This window comes from Streptococcus sp. S784/96/1, assembly GCF_902729355.1.
Taxonomy (GTDB): Bacteria; Bacillota; Bacilli; order Lactobacillales; family Streptococcaceae; genus Streptococcus; species Streptococcus caledonicus.
Map to the genome: position 1 here is coordinate 1 of NZ_CACVCC010000021.1, position 25,346 is coordinate 25,346.

Below are 25,346 nucleotides of genomic sequence, written 5' to 3' on the forward strand. Positions count from 1 at the left end.
TCAAAGTTTTGAGGGCGCCAAGTCAACAGCTATCATCATGAGTTTACTGGAGACGGCCAAGCGCCACGGACTTGAATACTGAAAAATACATCACCCATCTTCTAGAACATCTTCCAAATGAGAAGACCCTCGCAAAAGAAGAGGTTCTAGAAGGTTATTTACCATGGAATAAAACCATTCAACACCACTGCAAGCAAAAACGTTCCAAAGTCAGTTAAGATTTTGGAACGTTTTCAATATACTCTGTTATTGGGCGCTTACCTTGTATTTATCACAATCCGTAGTTATAATCATCATCTTTCATGGCTTCAACCGTACCAAGAAGATAACCATTACCTACTTGAGAGAAGAAGTCGTGGTTAGACGTTCCTGTGGAAATACCATTCATGACAATTGGGTTGACATCATCGGCAGTATCTGGGAAAAGAGGATCTTGACCAAGATTCATAAGGGCTTTATTGGCATTGTAGCGCAAGAAAATCATCACTTCTTCAGTCCAGCCGACGGTATCATAAAGTGATTTGGTATAATTCTCCTCATTTTCATAAAGTTCGTAGAGGAGGTCATACATCCATTCACGGAATTCAGCTTGTTTTTCTTCTGACAATTCATTAAAACCGAGTTGGAATTTATAACCGATATAGGTACCGTGTACAGATTCGTCACGAATAATCAGTTTAATAATTTCAGCAACGTTAGCCAATTTGTTATTACCGAGGTAGTAGAGTGGCGTAAAGAAACCTGAGTAGAAAAGGAAGGTTTCAAGATAGGTAGAAGCTACTTTTTTCTGAAGGGCATCACCGTTTTTATAAATTTCGTTGATGATTTCAGCTTTTTTTTGCAGAAATTCGTTATTGTTTGTCCATTCAAAGATATCTTCGATTTCTTTTTTCGTGTTTAAGGTTGAAAAAATCGAAGAGTAAGATTTAGCGTGAACAGATTCCATGAATTGGATATTGTTCAGAACAGCTTCTTCATGAGGCGTTCGGACATCTGCACGGATCGCATCAATACCTGACTCGGACTGCATTGTGTCTAGGAGGGTTAGGCCTCCAAAGACTTTACCAACCAAATCTTTTTCATCTGCGCTAAGTTTACGCCAATCGTCAAGGTCGTTTGACAGTGGGATACGAGTATCGAGCCAGAATTGCTCAGTTAATTTTTCCCAAGTCGATTTGTCGATAACGTCTTCAATTTCGTTCCAGTTAATGGCGCTATAGTAGTTCATGAGTGATTCCTTTTTAATTTTATTTGTTTATTATATCATATCATAATTTGTTATGATAAGGAAAAGAGAGAAGTTGAGGTAAACGATTAGTGTTACTAGAGATTATAATGGAGTTCATCTTAGGAGTCTTCATTTTCATAAGTGATCGTTAGTTGCTAGAGCAACCTAAGGGGAATAGTTTTTCTGGGAGAGCTAAGAGGGGGAATTTACACCGTATGGCTAATCAGTACCCTTATATTTAGTTGGCTAACTGTTCAACTATTTTCGGCTATTCTAAAGGGAGAAGGGAACTGGGCCATTATCTTAGTGGCTATTGTTAGCCTAGCCATTGCCATTTGGCTAGGCTATCGCTTTTGGCGTTACACAAAAGCCTTGCTTTTAGAAAGAAACCCAAAAAGTGATGTTTAAATGGATTAGTATAAGATGATGAGACAAAGGAAGAGGCAGAGACGTGATGGTCTTTGCCCCTTTTATGTGTTCAGAGATATAAGGTGATTAAATCACACAGCTTTCACATTGGTTAGCACCAACTTCTTCGCCATCATCTGTATATGTACGAACATAGTAGATGGATTTAACACCTTTATTGAAGGCGTAGTTACGGAGAATAGAGAGGTCACGTGTGGTTTGCTTGCTTTCAGTCTTCCATTCGTAAAGTCCGGCAGGGAGTTCACTTCGCATGAAGAGAGTCATTGAGAGACCTTGGTCAACATGCTCGGTAGCCGCAGCATAGACATCAATCATTTTACGCATATCCATATCATAAGCTGATTGGTAGTATGGAATAGTATCCGTTGACAAACCATAAGCTGGGTAGTAAATTTTACCGATTTTCTTCTCTTGGCGTTCTTCAATACGTTGTGTGATTGGGTGAATAGAAGCAGAGCAATCATTGATATAGCTAATAGAACCGTTCGGAGCAACTGCTAGACGGTTTTGGTGGTAAAGACCATCTGCCATAACCGCTTGGCGAAGGGCTTCCCAGTCCTCTGCTTGAGGAATAAAATGATCTTTGAAAAGCTCTTTGACTAAATCTGATTTCGGAACAAATTGACCTGTAACATACTTGTCAAAGTAAGAGCCATCAGCATAAGCAGATTTCTTAAAATTAGCAAATGTCACGCCACGTTCGCGGGCAATATTATTAGATTCTACAAGTGTCCAATAATTCATCAGCATAAAGTAGATATCTGTAAACTCAATAGATTCAGGTGAGCCATATTCGATATGGTGTGTCGCAAGGTATGAGTGAAGTCCCATGGCACCAAGACCGAAGGTATGAGCCTGGCTGTTACCGTATTTTACTGTTGGCACAGCATCTATGCTTGAACTGTCTGTGACAAATGTTAGCGCGCGCGTCATGGCTTTGATTGATTTTCCAAAGTCTGGAGAAGTCATCATGTTGATGATGTTTGTTGAACCAAGGTTACATGAAATATCCATTCCCATCTTCAAGAATTCTTGAGCATCGTTAAGTTCACTAGCTGTCTGAACTTGAAGGATTTCAGAGCATAGGTTAGACATAATGATTTTACCATCAACAGGATTTGAGCGGTTAGCCGTGTCAATATTGATAATGTAAGGGTAACCTGATTCTTGTTGAAGTTTTGAAATTTCAGTCTCAAGATCACGAGCTTTAATCTTTGTTTTGGTAATTCTTGGATTAGCAACGAGTTCATCGTACATCTCAGTGATGTCAATGTAGTTGAATGGAATACCATATTCTTTTTCAACGGTATAAGGGCTGAACAGGTACATGTCTTCATTGTTGCGAGCCAATTCATAGAATTTATCTGGAACAGTCACACCGAGTGAGAGGGTTTTAACACGGACTTTTTCATCGGCATTTTCTTTTTTTGTTGATAAGAAAGCGATAATATCTGGGTGGAAGACATTAAGGTAAACCACACCAGCCCCTTGACGTTGTCCTAGTTGGTTAGAGTAAGAGAAACTGTCTTCAAAGAGTTTCATAACAGGGACAACCCCGGAAGCAGCACCAGCGTAACCTTTAATAGGTGCACCAGCTTCACGAAGGTTATTGAGACTGATACCAACCCCTCCACCGATACGGGATAATTGCAGAGCAGAGTTGATGGAACGTCCGATTGAGTTCATATCGTCAGTAACTTGAATCAAGAAACAAGAAACGAGTTCACCACGACGGCTACGTCCAGCATTCAAGAATGATGGTGTTGCTGGTTGGTAACGCTGATGAATCATTTCCATCGCCAAGTCATGTGCCAATTCTTCATTACCATCTGCAAAATAGAGGGCGTTGAACATGACACGGTCTTCAATACTTTCCAAGTAGAAGTCCCCGTCGTTGGTTTTTAAAGCGTATTGCTGATAGAACTTATACGCTGCCATGAAAGACTTAAATTGGAAGTTTTCAGCTTTTAAATCAGCTGCCAGTTGCTCAATAAAATCAGGAGAGTACTTGCTGATAAAGGCAGTCTCAATATAGTCATGCTCAATCAAGTAATTGATTTTAGCCATCATGCTTTCAAATGTTAGCGTGTTTGGGATAACATTTTCAGTAAAGAAAGCACTAAGGGCCTCTCTATCTTTGTGCAACATGATTTGCCCATTTACAGGACGGTTGATTTCATTATTAAGGCGGAAGTAGGATACATCGCCAAGTTCTTTAAGACTCATCTTGCTTTAGTTCCTTCTAATTGTGATTAAACGATTTCTTTTAATTTTGAGGGTTGGAACCCTGAAAAGACGATGTCACCAGCTTCGATTACTGGAGCAGCTGTGAAACCAAGCCCTTTAACGTAGTCGATTTTTTCTGGATGTTCATCAATGTTGATTTCTTCAAAATCTGCACCAGCATTTGTCAAGAATTTTTTAGTCATATTGCATTGCATGCAATTATTTTTTGAATAAACAGTAATTTTTGCCATTTCAATTTCTCCTAAAAATGATACCTTATTAGGATACCAAAATTTTCAGAAATTGCAACTTAAAAAACTTAAAAAACACAAAATATGGTACAAGGTTAATTCTATTGCCCCTATATATAGTGGTTTATTCGTTCTTTATAATGTAGAAAGCGAAAAAGATAAATGGATGGTATCTTGTGAATCATTAAATTTTTTTAAAACCCGCGTTGTAAAATGAAGTGCAACAGAAAAGACATGTTAGTCTGATATACTAGAATTCCCCCCAACTCAGTATAGAAAGCAGATGAACATGTCCACTAATTATTCTACCAAAAAGTCGCGTTGTTCTCATTTCTCAGCCCCTGAGCGAGGTGAAATTAGTGCCTATCTCAAGATGGGGAAGAAAACCGCTGAGATTGCTCGCCTTCTAGGTCCTCATCGCTCGACGATCAGTCGCGTGGCAGCGTCACTCAAGTTCAAGATAAGAATGGAAAACTCTTATACTCAAATGTCTACTTTCCAGACAGTGGTCAACGTGTCTATGAGACCAATCGACAAAATAGTACTTATTGCAAACTAGGAGATTGTTCCAAGACCTTCTTTGAGAAGTTGGACAAGACTTTGAAATCCCAACCTAGCTGCCACAGTATCTATACCTTTGTCCAAACCTACAAAGAGGAACATCCGTTTGAAGTCATTCCTTCAACCAAAACAGTGTACCGTTACATCAAAGATGGCCTGTTGACGATTAAACCAATTGATTTACCTAAGATGGTGAGTATCCGAAAACGGTCTAAAGTCACATCTAAGGTCGCAAAGAAAATCCTAGGCAATTCCATAGAAGAATGTCCTGAGTCAATTAACGACCGTTCTACGTTTGACCACTGGGAGATTGACCTTGTACTCGGTAAGAAAACCAGGGGTGAAGCTGTTGTTATGACCTTGGTAGAACGCCAGACTCGATTTGCCCTGGCTTGTCAATTGCCGAATAAGCAAGCAGAGCCGATTAACGCTACAGTTAAGGAACTTCTTTTAGACTATCCTATTCTTTCGATTACGTCGGACAATGGTTCAGAGTTTAGTAGTTTGTCAGACTTACATGGAGTTGATATATACTTTGCCCATCCTTATTCTTCGCATGAAAGAGGGACTAATGAAAACTTCAACGTTCTTTTGAGAAAGTTTCTCCCAAAAAGTATCTCTCTAAAACCACTGACAACAGAAGAACTTAATCATTATGTCTCTGCTATCACTAATAGACCTAGACGACTTCACCACTATAAAACTGCAGATTTTCTGTTTGGGATAGCCCAAACAGCCTAAAAATGGAATACTAGTCTACCCACGAACTTGTGGCACTTGACTTGATAATGCGCGATTTTTTTTAAAGTTGCATGAAATGACTTCTAAAGCTTGACTACCAAGCGGTTTTAAGTTATGATAGTTCTTGTTAGAGCATAAGCTCAAAAAAAATTGGAGGATTTGTTAACATGGCTAACAAACAAGATTTGATCGCAAAAGTTGCAGAAAGCACTTCATTGACTAAAAAAGACTCAGCAGCAGCTGTAGATGCTGTTTTTGCAGCAGTTGCAGACTACCTTGCAGCAGGTGAGAAAGTTCAACTTATCGGATTCGGTAATTTTGAAGTTCGTGAGCGTGCAGCACGTACAGGTCGCAACCCACAAACTGGTGAAGAAATCACAATCGCAGCATCAAAAGTTCCAGCATTCAAAGCTGGTAAAGCACTTAAAGACGCTGTAAAATAGTAAAACTGTCCAGTGGACAGTTTTAGCCCCTGAGCCTAGAAATAAGAAGTGAAGGGATAAGAAGACCAGAGATAGTTCTGGTCTTTTGTTTTGAAAACAGTTAGCTAATCTATTTGACGCCTATTGTATCAACGTTTCTACGTTGTGCAGTAGGCTTTTTTTGTGTTTAGGGGCTCCAAGTATCGGGGGAGCGATACTTGGAGGTGGGAAAACAGAGTCTGTGATAAACCAGTGCGAGATCACAGGCTCACTTATGAAAGGGGCATAAAATCAGTAAGTTTCCATGATGTCAGTAACATTTCATTTTTTTAAGGTTAGAGTAAGAGGTTTAGTATCAATTCATCAAATAGTGGCTTTTCATTAGATTGGCTGAGTTTTAGTTGCAGGACTATAATCCCCTTTTATACTATTCTATTGTTCTTACTTTAATGATAATCTACCTTTTTACCTTAAAATTAGACCAGTATGTGCTATAATAGTTCTATGAATACTAAGCAAAAAATTGAGAATTATGAATTATTGTTAATGCTGGCAGAGGGTCTTTTTGCCAATGAGACAAATGCTTTGGCGAATTTGTCAAATGCTTCTGCTATGTTGCGCGTGACTTTGCCAAATTCTGTGTTTACAGGTTTTTACCTTTTTAATGGTCAAGAATTGATTTTAGGGCCTTTTCAAGGTGGTGTTTCTTGTGTTCATATTGCTCTAGGTAAAGGTGTTTGTGGTGAGTCTGCCGAGAAACGTGAAACATTGATTGTAGATGATGTGACTAAACATGAGAACTATATCGCCTGCGATAGTGAAGCCATGTCAGAAATTGTTGTTCCAATGGTTAAAGATGGAAAGTTGGTCGGTGTCCTTGATTTGGATTCACGTTTGGTAGCGGATTATGATGCTATTGATCAGGAGTATTTGGAAAAATTTGTTGCTATTTTACTGGAAAAAACGCATTTTAACTTTGATATGTTTGGAGTAGAAGGTTAATGTATCAAGCACTTTATCGAAAATACCGCAGTCAAGCCTTTGATGAAATGGTTGGACAAGAGGTTATTTCTACGACTTTAAAACAAGCTGTTGCTTCTGGGAAAATTAGCCATGCTTATCTTTTTTCTGGACCTCGTGGGACTGGTAAAACTTCTGCCGCGAAAATCTTTGCTAAGGCAATGAACTGCCCTAATCAAGTAGATGGGGAGCCTTGCAATACTTGTGATATTTGCCAAGATATTACCAATGGTAGCCTAGAAGATGTCATTGAAATTGATGCTGCTTCAAATAATGGGGTTGATGAAATTCGCGACATCCGTGATAAATCTACCTATGCTCCAAGTCGAGCGACATACAAGGTTTATATCATTGACGAGGTTCATATGTTATCAACGGGGGCTTTTAATGCTCTCTTGAAAACTTTGGAAGAGCCGACTGAGAATGTTGTATTCATTTTGGCTACGACAGAACTGCACAAGATTCCAGCAACCATCTTATCTCGTGTGCAACGATTTGAATTTAAGTCCATTAAGCAGGTCGCTATTAAACAACATTTGGCAAGGATTTTAACCAAAGAAGGTATTTCTTATGAAGATGATGCCTTAGTGATTATTGCTCGACGTGCTGAAGGAGGTATGCGTGATGCTCTCTCGATTCTTGATCAAGCATTGAGTTTGGCACCAGATAACCAAGTGACAGTTGCCATTGCAGAAGAAATTACGGGATCGATTGGACTTGTGGCACTTGATGATTATGTGACAAATATTCGTTACCATCAGGTGACAGAGGCGCTTGAGAACTTGGAGACCCTCTTTGACAGTGGTAAATCCATGAGTCGCTTTGCGACGGATTTGTTGACTTACCTTCGTGATTTGCTAATTGTTCAAACCGGTGGACAAGCCAATCGTCAGACGGAGCAGTTTACTGAAAACCTAAATATTCCTCAAAGTCAGCTATTTGCTATGATTGATACGGTTACGACTAGCTTGCCTGAGATTAAAACAGGTACACATCCTAAGATTTATGCAGAGATGATGACCATTCGTTTAGGGGACAATAGCAAAGCAGTTCAAACGGAGATTCCAGAAAACTTAGAAGCAGAGCTTAATCAGCTACGTTCAGAAATCGCTGAGCTGAAAAAACAATTATCACAAGGGATTGCAAATCCTAGCTCTGCCATTGCTCCAAAACCTCAAACCAAGAAAAGTGCTATCGCCTTCAAAGTGGACCGTGTCAAAATCATAACGATCATGGAAGAAACAGTTGCGGATAGCCAACGCTCGCGTGAGTATCTTGAGGCATTAAAGGGTGCGTGGAATGAGATTTTAGATAGCATCTCGGCTCAAGATAGGGCCTTGTTATTGGGGTCAGAGCCAGTTCTTGCCAACTCGGAAAATGCTATTTTAGCCTTTGATGCGGCATTTAACGCAGAACAGGCCATGAAGCGAGAAAATCTCAATGCCATGTTTGGCAATATTATGAGTAAAGCAGCAGGCTTTTCTCCGCAAATTATGGCAGTGCCACGCCAAGACTTCAATGAGATTCGTGCAGAATTTGCTCAAAAAATGAAAGCACAACGTACGGAATCGGAAGAAAGTGTCGCAGAAGAACCAGTACTACCAGAAGAATTTGCTTACTTGACAGATAAAGTTGAGATTGTGGAAGATTAAGAGAATAGATGAGGCTAGAAAAAGCTTAAAAACAGAGAATGGCTTAGAGTGACGTTTCTTGACAACATCACTCTAAGCCGTTTTATATTGTTTACTTTTTTTATTGCAAGACTAACATTTAAGTTTTTGCCAGCTTCATTTATTAGTGTGATTAAGAAATGATAATTTTTAGTAGATACCTTTAATAGAGATTGTGATTATCTAACAACGATAATGGGAAGCAGTTTTTGTTTTTTCATGTGAAATACCTCACTTTTATTTTTTTCTATTTTATGATAAAATGTTAAAAATCAAAAAATTCCCATATATGCGTGATTGAGGTGTGATATGAAAAATTTTGGAGAAATTTTTAAAAAGTTTCGAGAATCGCGAGGATTAAAGTTAAAAGATGTTGCAAAGGCTGGTATATCAACGTCCCAGCTATCTCGATTTGAAAAAGGAGAGACAGATTTAACCATTTCTAAGTTCATGCTTATCTTAGATGAAATTAACATGCCTATTGACGAATTTATGTATGCTGTGCATGATTTTCATAGGGATGAACTCAATGAACTTTTGTCAAAGGTTAGGCATTTTGTATCTAATCATGATGTTGATGGGTTGAAAAAATTACTCTATTCCCAAATGGAGTCAAATCCTAAACAAGAGAAATTTCATAAGCTTAATATCATTTTATTAAAAATTCGCTTACAAGATTTATCAGGAGAAGCTTATTATTCTAGTGGTGATTTATCGTATCTAACCGATTATCTTATTAGTGTGGAATATTGGGGATATTATGAACTTTTGATTTTTTCAAATACTTTAGATGTCCTAAAACATGATGTTTTCATGGTTTTGGCTAGAGAAATGTCTAGGCGTTCTGATTTCTATAAAGAAATTCCAAATAATAGACGATTAATCTCATCAATGTTATTAAACGGATATATCACATGTGTTGAGAGAGGAAAATTTCTGGATGCTCTGTATTTTGAAAAACAACTAAACCAATGCTTTTTCACTGAGACTGAAATTTATGAGCGATTGGCGTTTCAGTATGCACAACATCTGTATCACTATACAAAAGAGAAGGATTGTAAAGCAATTATTGAAATGAGAAAGTGTATCGCTGCAATGAAATTAGCAGGAAGTAACCACTTATCCAAAACTTACGAAGGGCATTTAGAAAAAATTTTAGGAGAACATAGCTAATCAGCAGATATGGGAAAGAAATTTAAAGTTTTTCAGAGTGATATACTTAAAGCGTGATAAAGGAGGTTTCGTTATGGAAATGTCACATTATATTTTAAGTAAATCTCTTTCAGGCGGAAATGTATATTACAATACCAAAAATAATCATTCTTTTTTCATAACGAATGAATTATTACGAAAAATAGAATGTGATGCAATAACAAAAATGCAATATTATGATTATTTAACATCATATCATTATCAACGGGAAGAAAATGAGTTACAAGATACGCTAGATAGAATTAAAAACGAAGATGATAAATTGCTAGAATTTACAATTCTAACTCATGGAGATTGCAACTTTAGATGTAAATATTGTTATGAAAAATTTGAAAATATTTCAATGTCTCCAGAAGTAGAAGATGCTATTGTAACATTCGCGGATAAACTATTATCCGAGGGAAAGGTTGTGTAGACTTTATAAAGAGAGAATGCAAAAGGATTTTTCACTTTTTATTCTTACCAAATCTTATAACGATATCCTTGATATAAATTAAATTTTTGGAGGAATTAACCATGATTATAAAAGAAAATAAAAAATATGACCCAACTTCAGCTGTTGAAAAACCAGGTAACGGATTTTGTCCGAATTTTATCTGTGGTAAGTAGCTTGTAACTAGTTAGCTAACCTTTCCTAGCTAATTTCTTTATTTAGAGGAGATGATATGAAATTACTTTCCTATCTTGGTAAATTCCGTTATTTTGCCCTTGTGGTCTTTATATTAGGGGCTTTCTCTAGTATTTTACAGTCATTAGTCATTCAAAAAGTCATGACGATTGATAGGGTAACGGACTTTGAATCGCTTGGGAAACTGTTTGTCGTAGGATTGTTGACTTATCTGCTATTTTATGGTTTAGAATTTGGGGCAAATGTTGTTTATAATGTGTCTTGTAAACGCATCATGTTAGCTTTGCGGGATAAATTGACAAAGACGCTCCTCTTAGCGAAGGAGTCAATAGACCACCATGAGACGACCAATTTTCTCAGTCAAGATTTAGAATTTTTCTATGACAATTACGTGACTCAGGTCATGCGTTTGCCCAAAAATGGGATGATTTTCGTAGTTGTATCAGTTTATTTATTCACCTTAAATCCTGTTCTAGCGCTTCTGTTTATTTTAGGCTCTCTTTTACGCCCATTACCACAAGTGCTTTTAAGTAAAATGGCGGATACTCTTGGTCAAAAGCAGAGCGAGGAGCGAGAGCGTTCCATGGCTCTCATTATGGACTTTGTCAATGGTGGAAGCACCTTGTTACATCATCAAGCATTTGCAACGACCTATGGAAAATTGAAACATCAGGTACTGACTTATGAAACTGCCCGCCGAAATTATTATTACCTATCTAATTTCCTCTTTTTCTGTAATGGTTTGACACAGTTTTTAGGACGTGTGCTACCAATTGGAATTTATTTTTTATTCCCAAATGTTTTTGGTCATATTCCAGTATCATCTCTGGTTGCCATGTTTATCGCTTCAAATAGCCTGTCAAGTCCTCTTCAAAATATGATGTATGCCACTTTTGACATGCAAGCTGCTCATTCTATCAAGACAAAAATCTATAATCTAATGGATAAGGTTGTTAATGAGGAGGAAGTCTCCTATATTCCAGATTTTAAAGCTCTGATTTTGCAAAATATCACAAAATCCTATGGAGACAAGACTATTTTGAAAGATTTCTCCTACACCTTTGAAAAAGGGAAGAAATATCTCATCACGGGAGCTAGTGGACGAGGAAAAACCACCCTCTTAAATATCATTAAAGGTGAAGCTGTCGATTCAGGACAAGTCGCTCTTGTGACGGATGACAATCAGTTATTTAACTCTTATCAAGCGAATATTGGCATGGTCAGTCAGTCACCCTTTCTCTTTAATGGCACCTTGGAAGAAAATATCTGTCTAAATCAGACCTTTTCTCATGACGAGATGATTAGGGTGTTAAATCAAGTCCACCTGCTTGAAGAGCTACCAGACGGCTTAGACTCCAACATTGAAAATAACGGCAGCAATGTTTCAGGTGGTCAGCGAGTGCGCATAGAATTAGCACGCTTTTTACTGCGCCAGAAGGATGTTTTACTGCTTGACGAAGTGACAGCAGCACTTGATAAAGAGAATGCTCATCGTGTCAGAGAGTTGATTTTTTCACTGCCCATAACCATTATTGAAGTGGCTCATCATGTGGACGAAACAATCGTTTATGATGCTGTGATAGAGTTGTAGGTGATGAGATGTTTAAGTATTTTAATAAATTTTTAGTGACCTTAACCCTTATCGCCTGTATCTTAAACAGTTTTGTCTTTCTCATTGAACCCTTGATGACAGATAAAATCTTTGACCTTACAGCGTTAAATAGTCGTAAAGAAACATGGGAGTTTTTGGTCTATGGATTGACACTCTACTTGCTCTTATATGCTGTCATGTTTATCGCTAATCTCTTGATCAATCAGATTATGACCATTGGCTGCGGTAACATTCGCCTTGATCTTTACAAGCGTTTGATATTGGGGCATCAGGAGATTGGGAATGAACAGAAGATTTCCCTTTTAACACAAGATGTTGAATATTATCTCTGGAATCATATTAGTCCAAGTATTCTCCTTGTTGCACACATTAGTAATTTCCTATTACTTAGCATCTACCTCTTGGTAAAAAATATACCGATTGGTTTGCTGTTTATTGCCTGTTCCTTTATTTTCTTAGTTGTTCAACTGAGGATTAGTAAAATAGCAGAGCGAAAAGGGGACGAGCAAGCATCAGAGAGACAGAAATTACTGAGTTTAGTGAGCGATGCCGTTGTTGGAAGGCCAACGTTAGTTCATAATCAAGCCCTTTCTTCTGGTCTTAAAAATGTTCAAAACCAGTCAACACGCTACGAAGATTCACGACAAACATTTGGAATTTATCAATCTTTCTTTGCCTTTTTAGCCAATCTGATGCTCTTTGTGTCTCAGTTTCTCCCAATCTTTTTAGGACTGGTACTCATAGCAGCAGGAACTAGCGTACAAGTGACAGATTTAATTGCCATGTTTATTGCAGCAACACGTCTGGAGCAGCCATTGATGAATATTGTTAACGATATTTTTAGGCTCAAAGGAGCAAAATCCATTTCTGACACATTTGACCAGATATTAGCCCAGCCTATTCCTAAAGAGCAGGAGCGGTCTCTTACTAATGAAGATTTTGAAGCCTTAGCATGTCATCAATTAACGAAATCCTTTGCAGGCAGAAGACTCTTTTCAAACCTCACTTATCGCTTTGAGAAAGGAAAAAAATATTTGATAAAAGGACCGAGTGGTTCTGGTAAATCAACCTTTTTTAAGTTAATCTCACAAGAATTGAAGCCTGACGAAGGCTCTATCGAGATGGTGACTAAAAATGGTCAGGTAATGGCAGACAATCATCAGCGTATTGGTTTGATTGCACAGTCACCTTATCTTTTTAATGATAGCATTCGCTATAATTTGACATTGGGAGCTGAGTTTTCTGATGAGCTATTATTAGAAAAGCTTGAGCAAGTTGGTTTGACAGCTGAGTTTGATAATATTTTAGACTATCAAATTGTTAATAATGGGGAAAATATTTCTGGGGGACAAAAGGTACGCCTTGAAATTGCACGAAATCTGATTAGACAAAAAGATGTGCTTCTTGCAGATGAGGTGACAGCACCGCTGGATGCTCAAAATGCTAAGAACATACGAAATCTGCTATTTAATCTACCAGTTACCGTTATTGAAATTGCCCACCATATTGATGATGATTTTGTCTATGATGGAGAAATTGAGTTAACATCATACAAAAAAGCCTAAAATCCTTGGTCGGATGTGACCAAATTTTAGGCTTTTTGATTTGAATTATAGTTATTACCACGATGTTAAGCTAACTTCCCCACTAGAAATTTCCATCATGCCACCAGAATCTAATTCAACAAGGAGGCCACCGTTTGGAGTAATATCTTGGGCAATACCTGAATAATCCTGCCCATTTTGTGTGAAAGTGACATGCCTATCTAATACTAATGATTTATCACGGTAGACCTTGTACAAATCATGTTCTGGAATGGTTGAAAAGATATGCCAGATTTCACTAATGAGATCGTTTCGTGTAATCGTAGGCAAATCATCTGAAAAGAGACTACCAGCTTTCTGCTTGAGATCGCTTGGAATATCTTTAAGATGGAAATTAATCCCTACACCAATGATAACATCTGTAATGGTACCAGTCTCAATTGAGGAAACGGCCTCTGTTAAGATACCAACAATTTTTTTACCTTCAAAATAAATATCGTTGACCCATTTGATGTCACAATCTTTACCGGTTAGGCGGTGAATAGCTCGGACTGTTGCACTTGCTACCATGAGCGTATAGGTCGGTAGCTGATCAAAGGCTACATTTGGCTTAATGTGCAAACTCATGTAAATGCCACCATTTTTTTCAGCAAAAAATTGGCGTCCCATTCGCCCACGAGCTGCGGTTTGATTACCCGCCAGATAGAGTCTAGGAGAGGAGTTGCCATTGTCCATGCCTTGCTTGGCATCTAATTGGGTAGAAGCGCTGCTTTGTACAAAAGTCACAGGAAGACCAGTTTTAGAAGTGATTTTATCTGGAATTAAGAGATCACCAGATACCCAGCGATAGCCTTTTCCTTTACTGGTTTCTATCGTAATGCCTTGTTCTTCAAGAGTTTTTATAGCTTTCCAAATAGCTGTGCGAGACACTTGCAAGGATTGAGCCAGACTTTCACCGGTGATAAAGTCTTTTTTCTCGTAAAGTGCCTCAAAAATTTTTTCGTATGTTTTCATAAGTCTAGTATAGTATAAAAAGATTGATTTTGGTAGTTTTAAATGAGAAGATTTTAATAGCCAAAATGAGTTATCTATGTTAGAATAATAACGTTATTAAGTCCCGAAAAGGTAGTTGTATGCTAGTGATTGTTTCTTCTGTTGTGAGACTTCAACTGGTTTATAGCTAGTGCTTTGTAACCTAGTAACGCGTAGTGTTCTTTATCGTTCAAGGAGATCTACGAGATTTTTATTAAAGGGGGACATTTTTATGTCAGAACGTAAACTTTTCACGTCTGAGTCAGTTTCGGAAGGACATCCGGATAAGATTGCAGACCAAATTTCAGATGCGATTTTAGATGCGATTTTAGAGCAAGATCCAGAAGCACATGTTGCAGCAGAAACAGCTGTTTATACAGGTTCTGTTCATGTTTTTGGTGAAATTTCGACGACAGCTTATGTTGATATTAACAAAGTTGTTCGTGAGACGATTGCTGAAATCGGTTATAACAATGCAGAATATGGCTTTGCGGCAGATTCTGTTGGCGTACATCCGTCGTTGATTGAACAATCACCAGATATTGCTCAAGGGGTTAATGAAGCTCTTGAAGTACGTGATGGGGAAAAAGATGAACTTAGCTTGATTGGTGCAGGTGACCAAGGTCTTATGTTTGGTTTTGCCATTGATGAGACACCAGAATTAATGCCACTTCCAATTTCATTATCACACCAATTGGTTCGTAAATTAGCAGAGCTTCGTAAATCAGGTGCGATTTCTTACCTTCGTCCAGATGCAAAATCTCAAGTTACAGTGGAATATGATGAAAATGATCAACCAGTGCGCGTGGACACAGTTGTTATCTCTACACAACATGATCCAGAAGCGACAAACGAGCAAATTCGTGAAGATGTGATTAACCAAGTCATTAAAGCTGTTATTCCAACAGAATATCTTGATGAAGACACAAAATTCTTTATCAATCCAACAGGACGCTTTGTTATCGGTGGGCCTCAAGGAGATTCTGGTTTGACAGGACGTAAAATCATTGTGGATACTTACGGTGGTTATTCTCGTCACGGTGGTGGTGCCTTCTCTGGTAAGGATGCTACTAAAGTTGACCGCTCTGCTTCTTATGCGGCACGTTACATCGCTAAAAATATCGTAGCAGCAGGTCTCGCTAAGAAAGCAGAAGTTCAATTGGCTTATGCCATTGGTGTAGCTCATCCAGTATCTGTGCGTGTAGATACTTTTGGTACGGCAACAGTTTCTGAAGCTGCTTTGGAAAAAGCGGTGCGTGAAAACTTTGACCTCCGTCCAGCAGGTATCATTAAGATGCTTGATCTTAAACGCCCAATCTATAAACAAACAGCAGCTTATGGACACATGGGACGTACAGATATCAACCTTCCATGGGAAAATTTGGATAAGGTAGATGCTCTGAAAGCAGCAGTAGCAGAATAATAGCGTTTAGATATGAGGTTGGGACACTTTTCCCTGCCTCTTTTAAATAGAGGCGATGGGGTGGGGAGTAACACTTTCTATAAGAGTGAATGGCCTACCATTGAAATCTGTTTTAGAAAAAATAAAGTAAAACTCACTGAAACTTACTAGAATAAATGAAAAAGATGAAAGCTAATGAAGGTTGGCTTTTTTGGTGTTCTCGTGGTAAAATAAATAATGATTTACAAGTAGAAAAGAAGAGAGAAAATGAATTATTTTAATGTCGGAAAAATTGTTAATACCCAAGGGTTACAGGGTGAGTTGCGTGTGATGAGTGTCACTGATTTTGCGGATGAACGTTTTAATAAAGGCAGTCGCTTATCACTTTTTGATGATAAGGACAACTTTGTGATGGAAGTCGAAGTAGCAAGTCATCGTAAGCAAAAAAACTTTGATATTGTGAAATTCAAAGGACTTTACCATATCAATGATGTTGAAAAGTACAAAGGATTTTCACTCAAAGTGGCTGAGGAAAATTTATCAGAATTAGAAGAGGGTGATTTCTATTATCATGAAATCATCGGTCTAGATGTTTATGAAAATGATGTTCTGATTGGTCAAGTAAAAGAAATTCTACAACCTGGAGCCAATGATGTTTGGGTGGTTAAACGCAAAGGAAAACGTGATTTGTTGCTTCCATACATTCCACCAGTGATTCTCAATGTAGATGTTGCAGGAAATCGTGTTGATGTTGAGATCATGGAAGGGTTAGACGATGAAGATTGATATTCTGACCCTATTTCCTGAGATGTTTGCCCCGCTTGAGCATTCTATTGTCGGTAAGGCAAATGAAAAGGGATTGCTTGAGATCACCTACCATAATTTTCGTGAAAATGCAGAAAAGGCTCGTCATGTGGATGATGAGCCTTATGGTGGAGGTCAAGGAATGTTGCTGCGTGCGCAGCCGATTTTTGATACCATTGAAAAAATTCAAGCTAAAAATCCTCGTGTGATTCTCCTTGATCCAGCAGGACGTACCTTTGATCAAAGCTACGCTGAGGAATTAGCGAGTGAAGAAGAGTTGATTTTTATTTGTGGTCACTATGAAGGCTACGATGAGCGCATCAAAACGTTAGTGACGGATGAAATTTCTCTTGGAGATTTTGTATTGACGGGTGGTGAGCTTGCGGCGATGACCATGGTGGATGCGACGGTGCGCCTTATTCCAGATGTGATTGGTAAAGAGGCCAGTCATCAGGATGATAGCTTCTCATCAGGCCTCTTGGAATACCCACAATACACCCGTCCATATGATTTTCGTGGCATGACTGTGCCTGATGTCTTGATGTCTGGGCATCACGAAAATATCCGCCTTTGGCGTTTGGAACAAAGCCTCAGAAAAACTCTGGAACGCAGACCAGATTTACTTGAGCTGTACCATTTTACTGAAGAAGAAAAACAATTATTAGAAAAGATAAAAAAAGAGGAAATTGATGAATAAACGTATTAATTGGGCACAGTGTGCTGTCTATTTGCTTGGAGTGGTCATTTTAGCGGCGGGGATTACGCTTAATACCAAGAGTCTTTTAGGGGTTTCTCCGGTGACGACTTTACCTTATATTGCAACGGTATTGTCTGGTATCTCACTGGGAATAACGAGCTTTATTTCCTACTGTGTGATGCTGCTTTTACAGGCGATATTGTTGGGAAAAACATTTAGACTTATCCAGCTTTTTCAGCTTATTGCAAGTGTGTTGACCAGTTATTTTATTGAAGTTTTTGATGGGTTAATGCCAACTGCCGAAGGGGTTGTCTTGCAAGGGATTTTTCTAATCTCGGCGGTTGTCTTAATTGCTATTGGTGCTTCGCTTATGATTGCTATGCAGTTAATTCCTAATCCTGCGGATGCTTTGGCGGATGTGATTGGTTTGGTAGCTAAAAAAGGATTTGGTTATGGTAAAAATCTTTTAGATGCTCTGCATATTTTACTAGCTCTAATCATTGGCTTTTTAGCCGGTCAACCGTTTCTAGGGATTGGTATTGGTACTGTGATTGCAATGGTTTTAACCGGTCGTGTAATTGCGCTTGTTCACCCTTATTCCGAAGTATTATTTAAACGTATTCAAGAAAAGTAAGGAGCGATTATGACACAGACTATTCATGATATTACGATTATTGGTGGCGGTCCTGTTGGGCTTTGGGCAGCTTTCTATGCTGGCTTACGTGGCATGGACGTGCAGATTATTGAAAGTCTATCAGAGCTTGGTGGGCAGCCTGCCATTCTTTATCCTGAAAAGAAGATTTATGATATTCCAGGCTATCCAGTCACAACAGGTGCTGAATTAACTGAGAAATTGCTGGAACAGTTAGAGCGTTTTAAGGACAAGACGACAATCTGTCTTAAAGAAGAAGTACAGACTTTTGAAAAGGTTGATGGTATTTTTCACATTAAAACCAATAAAGCAGAGCATTTATCCCGTTCTATTATTATTGCGTGCGGTAATGGTGCTTTTGCGCCACGTCCTTTGGGCGTTGACGGTGAAGACCGTTATGCCGATACGACTATTTTCTACAATGTTCACAAATTGGATCAGTTTGCTGGTAAAAAAGTGGTTATCTGTGGTGGTGGGGACTCAGCAGTTGACTGGGCAAACGCCCTTGAAAGTATCGCAGAGAGTGTCACGATTGTTCACCGCCGAGATAGCTTTCGAGCTCATGAACACAGTGTAGAGGTCATGGAAAACTCTTCTGTGGAGATACTGACTCCTTATGTTCCTCTTTCAATTTCTGGGGAAAATGGCAGAACGACCAGTTTGACTGTTCAAAAAGTGAAATCAGGAGAAACACTTGATTTACCACTAGATGCTTTGATTGTCAGCTTCGGCTTTTCAACTAATAATAAAAATCTTAAAAATTGGAATGTGGATTACAAACGCACTTCAATTAACGTATCTCGTAACTTTGAAACTAGTCAAGAAGGTGTTTTTGCAATCGGTGATGCCGCAGATTATGAAGGCAAAGTTGAGCTGATTGCGACAGGATTTGGTGAAGCGCCGATTGCAGTAAACGAAGCCATCAAATATGCACACCCAGACAAGGATAACCGTCCAGTGCACTCAACATCGTTGATCAATGAGTAAACGTTACAGGAGAGACGGTTTTATCTTGTTATCCGTTTACTAACTCTTGTCTGTAAAAAGTGGTCAATGCTTTATAATGAGAACACAAAAAAGGAGTTGGATTCAGTCCAGCTCCTTTTGCTATCTTAGGTATAGCATAGCTCTGATGAACAGCGAGTGGAAAGTTTTTGAGATTAGCTCAGTTAGATCATTCTAGTTATTAAAGGTATTCATCTCTAGAGTTTTAGAAAAGTGAGGAAATATAGTAGAATGAAACTAAAATAGGAGACCATTGAATCAGAGACATGTGCTATAATTACCGCTTTATTACGACTCTTTTGTGTCCTAATGTTGATTCAAATTTTGGAGCTGTTGTATCTAACGTTGTTTTAGGGGCTATTTAGGCATTAATTGGGTGTCTGTTGTGTTTTTCGTGCTCTTTGGAAGTTTTTGAGAGATATTGCTTGACTTTGCTAGAAAATAGTGTAGAATGAAATCTGTAAACGATTGCAAAGGAGGTGCCCCTATTTTAAAATCTGAACGTAAGCAACTGATTATGGATAAGTTAGCACAAGAGCATTTTGTGACTTTGGAAGAGTTGGTTAGTTTACTAGAGACCTCAGAATCAACGGTTCGGAGAGATTTGGATCAGCTGGAGTCTGAAAATAAATTACGCCGTGTTCATGGCGGTGCGGAGAGTTTACAGGCGCTGAGAGATGAACCGAGCAACCTTCAAAAATCTGTCAAAAACATTCAAGAAAAACGTCAGATTATCACTCGAGCTCTGGAAGAGATTCATGCTAATGATGTGATTTTTATAGATGCTGGAACCACAACGGCGCTCTTGGTAGATGTTTTGACAGACACGACGATAACTGTGGTGACTAATTCTGTTCACCATGCTAGTCAGCTGATTGATAAAGGGATTCGGACGATTATCATTGGCGGTTTTGTCAAAGAAACTACCGATGCCAGTATTGGTCAAGCTGCGTTGATGCAGATCAAACAGCTCAATTTTGACAAGGCTTTTATGGGGATGAATGGTGTGGATACTGCTTATCTCACTACTCCAGATTATGAAGAGGCTATGGTCAAAAGGGCAATTATTGATAATGCCAAGGAGTGTTTTGTTCTTGTTGATGCGTCAAAATTGGGTCATGTCTCCTTTGTCAAGGTTGCAGAAATTGAAAAGGTGACGCTACTTACCTCTGACAGTAGCTCTGCCATTTTCCAAAAAATAAAAGAAAAAACGAGGGTAATAGAAGTATGATTTATACGGTAACCCTAAATCCATCCATCGACTTTATTGTGCGTCTGGATAGCGTAGAAGTTGGCGCTGTTAACCGCATGGAGAGCGATGACAAGTACGCAGGTGGAAAAGGGATTAACGTCAGTCGTATCTTGCAAAAGTTGGGGTACGACAATACGGCTACTGGTTTTATCGGTGGTTTTACGGGACGTTTTGTGACAGATGGTCTGGTGGCTGAGGGTATTAAGGCGCAGTTTGTTGAGGTGGCTCAAGACACTCGTATCAATGTCAAGATTAAGGCCGACCACGAGACTGAAATCAATGGTACAGGGCCAGTTATCACGGAAGAGCAGCTTGCTGAGCTTGAAAAAACTTTGTCGCAAGTGACTCCAGATGATGTGGTGGTCTTTGCAGGTTCAGCTCCGGCAAACCTTGGTAATCAGGTTTATAACCGATTGATTCCTTTGGTGAAAAATGCTGGCGCAGAAGTGGTTTGTGATTTTGAAGGACAGACTCTTCTTGACAGTTTAGCTTATGAGCCACTCTTGGTGAAGCCAAACAACCATGAGCTCGAAGCGATTTTTGGCGTGGAACTTAATGGCATTGACGATATTGAAACCTATGCTCGTCACATTCTAGCTAAGGGTGCTAAAAACGTGATTGTGTCAATGGCTGGTGATGGTGCGCTTTTAGTGACGCCAGAGGCAGCTTATTTTGCAAAACCAATCAAGGGTCAAGTGAAAAATTCTGTAGGAGCTGGTGACTCAATGGTGGCTGGCTTTACTGGTGAATTTGTAGCTACTGGAAATCCACTTGAAGCGCTCAAATGGGGCGTGGCCTGTGGAACAGCAACAGCTTTCTCAGATGATTTGGCAAGCATTGACTTTATTAAAGAAACTTTTGAAAAAGTAGAGGTAGAAAAACGATGAAAATTCAAGATTTATTGAAGAAAGATTTGATGTTGCTTGATCTTCAAGCAATTTCAAAGGAAATGGCAATTGACGAGATGATTACACAACTCGTTGATAAAGAGGTTGTACACGATTTTGATGTCTTTAAAAAGGGTATTATGACACGTGAAGAGCAAATGACAACTGGTCTTGGTGATGGTATTGCCATGCCACATGCTAAAAATATTGTGGTAGCTGAGCCAGCAGTGCTTTTTGCAAAATCAAACAAGGGTGTTGATTACCAATCACTTGATGGTCAACCGACTGATTTGTTCTTTATGATTGCTGCACCTCAAGGGGCTAATGACACTCACTTGGCAGCACTTGCTGAATTGTCACAATATCTTTTGAAAGAAGGTTTTGCTGATAGCCTTCGTAAAGCAATGACACCAGAAGAAGTTATTGCAGTCTTTGATGCAGCATCTGAAAAATCAGAGGCTGAAACGGTTGTAGTTCCTGAAGAAGGTCAAGATTTCATTGTTGCTGTTACAGCATGTACAACTGGTATTGCTCACACTTACATGGCAGAAGAGTCACTTAAAAAAGTAGCAGCTGAAATGGGTGTTGCTATTAAAGTTGAAACAAACGGAGCTTCAGGTGTTGGTAACAAATTAACCGCAGAAGATATTGCTAAAGCAAAAGGTGTTATCATTGCGGCTGATAAAGCAGTTGACATGCCTCGTTTCAATGGTAAACCACTTGTGAACCGTCCAGTTGCTGATGGTATCAAGAAAACCGAGGAGCTTATCAACATCATCTTAAACGGTGAAGCAGAAACTTATGTGGCTAAAGATGGTGCGCAAGCGGCTACTTCAGAAGAAAAATTGTCAGCAGGTCAAGCTTTCTATAAACACTTGATGAGTGGTGTATCACAAATGCTTCCATTCGTTATCGGTGGTGGTATCATGATTGCCCTAGCATTCTTATTTGATAACCTTTTAGGTGTTCCTCAGGATCAACTTGGAAATCTTGGTTCATATCATGAAATTTCTTCAACTTTCATGAAGATTGGTCAGGCTGCCTTTGGTTTCATGATTCCAGTATTTGCTGGTTATGTTGCCTATTCAATCGCTGAAAAACCAGGTATGGTTGCAGGTTTCGTTGCGGGTGCCATTGCTTCAAATGGTTTGGCTTATGGTAAAATTGCTTACGCTGCTGGTGGAGAAGCGACATCAGGTCTTGCAGGTGTGCCATCAGGTTTCCTTGGTGCTCTTGTAGGTGGTTTTCTTGCTGGTTACCTTGTTCTTGCGCTTAAAAAATACGTGAAAGTGCCACGTTCATTGGAAGGTGCAAAATCTATCTTGATCTTGCCACTCTTTGGTACCATTTTGACAGGTCTTGCGATGTTAGCGGTTAACATTCCAATGTCAGCAATCAATACTGCGCTTAATAATTTCTTGAACGGTTTGTCAGGTAGCTCAGCTGTTCTTCTTGGACTTCTTGTCGGTGGTATGATGGCAATTGACATGGGTGGTCCAGTCAATAAAGCAGCTTACGTTTTTGGTACTGGTACACTTGCTGCGTCTGTGACAAACGGTGGTTCAATTGTCATGGCAGCGGTTATGGCTGGTGGTATGGTTCCACCTCTTGCAGTTTTCATTGCAACACTTCTTTTCAAAGACAAATTTACAGATGAAGAACGTGATTCAGGTTTGACTAACATCATCATGGGTCTTTCATTCATTACGGAAGGTGCGATTCCATTTGCCGCTGCTGACCCAGCGCGTGCAATCCCAAGCTTTATCGCAGGTTCTGCGATTGCAGGTGGACTTGTTGGTCTTGCTGGTATCAAATTGATGGCACCACACGGTGGTATCTTCGTTATCGCTTTGACATCAAATCCAATCCTTTACCTTGCTTTTGTCCTTGTCGGAGCAATCATCTCAGGTGTCCTCTTTGGTTACCTTCGCAAAGCAAAATAAGATAAACAGTTGAGTGGGACAGAAGTCATGATGTCGAAGTCTTGGCTTCCCTTCGCTCTCTGATTTCTAAGCTCAGGTTGAAACTGTCCACTGGACACTTTCACTCCCACCTCCGCACAGCTCCAAAGGTCTGTGAGATTTTTGGAGGTTGGAAATAAGATGAACGACGTTCATCACATTAGTATAGGATGGCCGCTGACGATTGTGTGGTACTCAAATAGTCCAGTGGACTATTTTAGGTGGACACTTGAAAATGAAAGAAGTGTCCAGTTACAGACGTCCAATTAACCACTGCGCCAGTCTGTTATTACTATCAAAAAGAGAAGGCTGAGATATGATATACTCCCCTTATAGTGGACAGTGAAAAAACAAAAATTCACTAGAAACTAAAAGGGGAGTTTTCACATGTCAAAAAGAAGTCCAAAATCAGTAGAAGAAAAACTAGAGATTGTAAACTTGTATCTAGAAAAAGGGAAATCCATTTCAAGTTTAATAAGGGAATATGGCGTCAGTGATACTGCCATTAGAACTTGGGGTCGTAAATACCAACAGCTAGGTGTAGCAGGACTAAGAGAAAGTAGAAATTGGATAAGATACTCAAAAGAAGTCAAAGAACAAGCTGTACAAGATTATCTTAATGGAACAGATCAACGTATACTATTTGTGACAGGTATCAAATATCCTCTAGAAGTGTTCTCGAAAAGTGGCTAAAACGGTATACTAGTGGTAAAGAAATCAAACCAACTAGTAAAGGATTAAGTCGTATGAACCAAGGACGAAAAACCACTTTTGAAGAACGTGTGGAGATTGTCAACTTCACCATTACTCATGATAAGGACTATCAGGCAGCGATTGAGAAATATGGCATTTCCTACCAACAAGTTTATTCCTGGGTGAGAAAGTTTGAGAAGGACGGTAGTCAAGGTCCCCTAGATCGCAGAGGTAAAGGGTTAGACAGGAAACCGACCCTTCCCCCAGAAGAAGAGTTACAGCTCAAAAACAAGCAACTCGAAGAGCGCAACCGCTATTTAGAGATGGAAGTAGGGCTGCTTGCAGTTGCTTGTTGCCAATCGTGTCGTCACCCTGTTCCTAACGCTTGGACAAGCCTTGCAGAGCTATCCGTAACTCGCTTTGCTTCGAACGGCTAGCGCCAAAAAGTTAGAAGAAATCAGACGCAGAAACCGACGGTAAGACTCGGACGTTACTTAGAAGAATTTCAAGCTATTAAAGATTATTCCGATAAGCATAGTGGATCCTCTATTAGCCAGTTATGCCAATGACTTGGAGTGTCTCGATCAGGTTATTACAAGTGGCTTAATCACAAAGAGACTACATCTGAGGAGACAAATCGAACACTATTAAAAACCATCAAGGAACTCCATACCAAACGCAAGGGAATTTTAGGCTACCGTCGAATGACGCGAGCTGTCAATCGGAAACTTAGAACAACTTATAACAAGAAGCGAATTCGTCGCTTAATGCGTATCCTTGGTATCTCATCAATTATCCGTCGTTCTCGAGGCTATTGCACGAAGACTAGTTTTGTGACTATCGAAGAGAACATTCTTAATCGAGAGTTCACAGCTCAAGCCCCTAATCAAAAATAGTGTACAGATGTGACTTTCTTACGGTATGGACGAGGTTGTAAAGCTTATTTAAGTGCTATTAAAGACCTTTATGATGGTTCTATGGCTTACCATATCAGTCAATACACTTGTCATGGAGAACCTAAGAAAGGCTATGGAAGCTAATCCAGATGCCACACCAATCATCCACAGCGACAGAGGAAGTCAATCCACTTCACGGAAATACCGGATGGTAACGCCCCAATATCAGATGACACGCTTTAGGTCACGAGTTGGTAAATGCATTGACAATGCGCCAATTGAGAGTTTCTTTGGTCACTTTAAGACGGAGTGTTATGACTTGAAGGCTTACAAGACATTTGAGGAATTAGTTTATGATATTGATGACTATATCTATTTTTACAATAACGAACGATTTCAAGAGAAGCACAACGGCCTTGCCCCTCTTGAATTGAGGGACAAGGCCGTTGCTTAATCTTTTATTATTTCATTGTCCACTTGACAGGGAGCAGTTCATATCTCAACCTTTTTTTGCTATAATG

At 39.2% G+C, this 25,346-nt stretch carries 19 protein-coding genes and 2 pseudogenes; 17 read left to right on the forward strand and 4 right to left on the reverse strand.

All coding sequences use genetic code 11. The features are described from left to right. Nucleotides 1–271: 271 nt before the first annotated feature. The 3 genes from nrdF to nrdH all read right to left on the reverse strand — a co-directional run bounded on the left by nrdF (nt 272) and on the right by nrdH (nt 4,134). Nucleotides 272–1,228: a class 1b ribonucleoside-diphosphate reductase subunit beta gene (gene nrdF / locus GZ996_RS07865; protein ID WP_156807253.1), complete on the reverse strand. Its 957-nt coding sequence runs from the start codon at nt 1,226–1,228 to the stop codon at nt 272–274. A 495-nt stretch (nt 1,229–1,723) separates the two neighbouring features. Then, entirely contained in the window at nt 1,724–3,883 is a 2,160-nt protein-coding gene (nrdE, locus tag GZ996_RS07870; protein WP_161979802.1) for a class 1b ribonucleoside-diphosphate reductase subunit alpha, read from the reverse strand. Nucleotides 3,884–3,909: 26 nt separating this feature from the next. Further along, nucleotides 3,910–4,134 carry a glutaredoxin-like protein NrdH gene (nrdH, locus tag GZ996_RS07875; RefSeq protein WP_162011769.1) on the reverse strand — a complete coding sequence of 75 codons (225 nt, stop codon included), beginning with the start codon at nt 4,132–4,134 and terminating at the stop codon, nt 3,910–3,912. A 289-nt stretch (nt 4,135–4,423) separates the two neighbouring features. Here nrdH and GZ996_RS07880 point away from each other — a divergent pair. The 8 genes and pseudogenes from GZ996_RS07880 (at nt 4,424) to GZ996_RS07915 (ending at nt 13,565) form a co-directional block, all read left to right on the forward strand. After that, nucleotides 4,424–5,436, forward strand: a pseudogene (locus tag GZ996_RS07880) (IS30 family transposase). Nucleotides 5,437–5,603: 167 nt separating this feature from the next. Then, on the forward strand, nt 5,604–5,879 hold the full coding sequence (locus tag GZ996_RS07885; RefSeq protein ID WP_156807119.1) for an HU family DNA-binding protein: 276 nt from the start codon (nt 5,604–5,606) through the stop codon (nt 5,877–5,879). Nucleotides 5,880–6,362: 483 nt separating this feature from the next. After that, a complete protein-coding gene (locus tag GZ996_RS07890) occupies nt 6,363–6,860 on the forward strand; it encodes a GAF domain-containing protein (RefSeq protein ID WP_162011770.1) in 498 nt (165 codons plus the stop codon). Then, complete coding sequence (dnaX, locus tag GZ996_RS07895) at nt 6,860–8,530, forward strand: DNA polymerase III subunit gamma/tau (RefSeq protein ID WP_162011771.1); 1,671 nt, start codon at nt 6,860–6,862, stop codon at nt 8,528–8,530. The genes GZ996_RS07890 and dnaX overlap by 1 nt, the downstream gene beginning before the upstream one ends. Before the next feature lie 327 nt (nt 8,531–8,857). Further along, nucleotides 8,858–9,721, forward strand: coding sequence for a helix-turn-helix domain-containing protein (locus GZ996_RS07900; RefSeq protein ID WP_162011772.1), 864 nt, complete (start codon nt 8,858–8,860; stop codon nt 9,719–9,721). A gap of 73 nt (nt 9,722–9,794) precedes the next feature. Then, entirely contained in the window at nt 9,795–10,175 is a 381-nt protein-coding gene (locus GZ996_RS07905; RefSeq protein ID WP_202922612.1) for a hypothetical protein, read from the forward strand. A gap of 250 nt (nt 10,176–10,425) precedes the next feature. Further along, nucleotides 10,426–11,979 carry an ATP-binding cassette domain-containing protein gene (locus GZ996_RS07910; RefSeq protein ID WP_162011773.1) on the forward strand — a complete coding sequence of 518 codons (1,554 nt, stop codon included), beginning with the start codon at nt 10,426–10,428 and terminating at the stop codon, nt 11,977–11,979. An 8-nt stretch (nt 11,980–11,987) separates the two neighbouring features. Next, nucleotides 11,988–13,565 (forward strand): ATP-binding cassette domain-containing protein, encoded by a 1,578-nt coding sequence (locus tag GZ996_RS07915; RefSeq protein WP_162011774.1) that lies wholly within the window; start codon nt 11,988–11,990, stop codon nt 13,563–13,565. A gap of 54 nt (nt 13,566–13,619) precedes the next feature. Here GZ996_RS07915 and birA read toward each other — a convergent pair whose 3' ends face one another. Further along, a complete protein-coding gene (birA, locus tag GZ996_RS07920) occupies nt 13,620–14,558 on the reverse strand; it encodes a bifunctional biotin--[acetyl-CoA-carboxylase] ligase/biotin operon repressor BirA (protein ID WP_156807125.1) in 939 nt (312 codons plus the stop codon). A gap of 250 nt (nt 14,559–14,808) precedes the next feature. Between birA and metK the strand changes: the two genes are divergently transcribed. From metK to GZ996_RS07965, 9 genes and pseudogenes are all read left to right on the forward strand, one after another. Continuing rightward, entirely contained in the window at nt 14,809–15,999 is a 1,191-nt protein-coding gene (metK, locus tag GZ996_RS07925) for a methionine adenosyltransferase (RefSeq protein WP_156807126.1), read from the forward strand. A 246-nt stretch (nt 16,000–16,245) separates the two neighbouring features. Beyond that, nucleotides 16,246–16,764: a ribosome maturation factor RimM gene (gene rimM / locus GZ996_RS07930; protein WP_156807127.1), complete on the forward strand. Its 519-nt coding sequence runs from the start codon at nt 16,246–16,248 to the stop codon at nt 16,762–16,764. Next, the gene (trmD, locus tag GZ996_RS07935; RefSeq protein WP_156807128.1) at nt 16,754–17,479 is read left to right on the forward strand and encodes a tRNA (guanosine(37)-N1)-methyltransferase TrmD; all 726 of its coding nucleotides are present in this window, start codon (nt 16,754–16,756) and stop codon (nt 17,477–17,479) included. The genes rimM and trmD overlap by 11 nt, the downstream gene beginning before the upstream one ends. Continuing rightward, complete coding sequence (locus GZ996_RS07940; protein ID WP_156807129.1) at nt 17,472–18,113, forward strand: YczE/YyaS/YitT family protein; 642 nt, start codon at nt 17,472–17,474, stop codon at nt 18,111–18,113. Before trmD ends, GZ996_RS07940 begins: the two co-directional genes overlap by 8 nt. Nucleotides 18,114–18,122: 9 nt before the next feature. Next, nucleotides 18,123–19,118: an NAD(P)/FAD-dependent oxidoreductase gene (locus tag GZ996_RS07945; RefSeq protein WP_162011775.1), complete on the forward strand. Its 996-nt coding sequence runs from the start codon at nt 18,123–18,125 to the stop codon at nt 19,116–19,118. A 469-nt stretch (nt 19,119–19,587) separates the two neighbouring features. After that, on the forward strand, nt 19,588–20,367 hold the full coding sequence (locus GZ996_RS07950; RefSeq protein WP_232323265.1) for a DeoR/GlpR family DNA-binding transcription regulator: 780 nt from the start codon (nt 19,588–19,590) through the stop codon (nt 20,365–20,367). After that, nucleotides 20,364–21,275, forward strand: coding sequence for a 1-phosphofructokinase (pfkB, locus tag GZ996_RS07955; protein ID WP_162011776.1), 912 nt, complete (start codon nt 20,364–20,366; stop codon nt 21,273–21,275). Before GZ996_RS07950 ends, pfkB begins: the two co-directional genes overlap by 4 nt. Next, a complete protein-coding gene (locus GZ996_RS07960) occupies nt 21,272–23,218 on the forward strand; it encodes a fructose-specific PTS transporter subunit EIIC (protein WP_162011777.1) in 1,947 nt (648 codons plus the stop codon). Before pfkB ends, GZ996_RS07960 begins: the two co-directional genes overlap by 4 nt. Before the next feature lie 405 nt (nt 23,219–23,623). Beyond that, a pseudogene (locus GZ996_RS07965) lies at nt 23,624–25,279 on the forward strand (IS3 family transposase). The last annotated feature ends 67 nt before the right edge of the window (nt 25,280–25,346 follow it).

Coding starts and splice junctions, on each gene's coding strand:
- nrdH (WP_162011769.1), bottom strand. CDS start 4,134: ATGGCAAAAATTACTGTTTATTCAAAAAATAATTGCATGCAATGCAAT.
- GZ996_RS07940 (WP_156807129.1), top strand. CDS start 17,472: ATGAATAAACGTATTAATTGGGCACAGTGTGCTGTCTATTTGCTTGGA.
- nrdE (WP_161979802.1), bottom strand. CDS start 3,883: ATGAGTCTTAAAGAACTTGGCGATGTATCCTACTTCCGCCTTAATAAT.
- dnaX (WP_162011771.1), top strand. CDS start 6,860: ATGTATCAAGCACTTTATCGAAAATACCGCAGTCAAGCCTTTGATGAA.
- GZ996_RS07910 (WP_162011773.1), top strand. CDS start 10,426: ATGAAATTACTTTCCTATCTTGGTAAATTCCGTTATTTTGCCCTTGTG.
- GZ996_RS07890 (WP_162011770.1), top strand. CDS start 6,363: ATGAATACTAAGCAAAAAATTGAGAATTATGAATTATTGTTAATGCTG.
- GZ996_RS07885 (WP_156807119.1), top strand. CDS start 5,604: ATGGCTAACAAACAAGATTTGATCGCAAAAGTTGCAGAAAGCACTTCA.
- GZ996_RS07915 (WP_162011774.1), top strand. CDS start 11,988: ATGTTTAAGTATTTTAATAAATTTTTAGTGACCTTAACCCTTATCGCC.
- rimM (WP_156807127.1), top strand. CDS start 16,246: ATGAATTATTTTAATGTCGGAAAAATTGTTAATACCCAAGGGTTACAG.
- nrdF (WP_156807253.1), bottom strand. CDS start 1,228: ATGAACTACTATAGCGCCATTAACTGGAACGAAATTGAAGACGTTATC.
- GZ996_RS07950 (WP_232323265.1), top strand. CDS start 19,588: ATGAAATCTGTAAACGATTGCAAAGGAGGTGCCCCTATTTTAAAATCT.
- pfkB (WP_162011776.1), top strand. CDS start 20,364: ATGATTTATACGGTAACCCTAAATCCATCCATCGACTTTATTGTGCGT.
- GZ996_RS07905 (WP_202922612.1), top strand. CDS start 9,795: ATGGAAATGTCACATTATATTTTAAGTAAATCTCTTTCAGGCGGAAAT.
- trmD (WP_156807128.1), top strand. CDS start 16,754: ATGAAGATTGATATTCTGACCCTATTTCCTGAGATGTTTGCCCCGCTT.
- GZ996_RS07900 (WP_162011772.1), top strand. CDS start 8,858: ATGAAAAATTTTGGAGAAATTTTTAAAAAGTTTCGAGAATCGCGAGGA.
- birA (WP_156807125.1), bottom strand. CDS start 14,558: ATGAAAACATACGAAAAAATTTTTGAGGCACTTTACGAGAAAAAAGAC.
- GZ996_RS07960 (WP_162011777.1), top strand. CDS start 21,272: ATGAAAATTCAAGATTTATTGAAGAAAGATTTGATGTTGCTTGATCTT.
- metK (WP_156807126.1), top strand. CDS start 14,809: ATGTCAGAACGTAAACTTTTCACGTCTGAGTCAGTTTCGGAAGGACAT.
- GZ996_RS07945 (WP_162011775.1), top strand. CDS start 18,123: ATGACACAGACTATTCATGATATTACGATTATTGGTGGCGGTCCTGTT.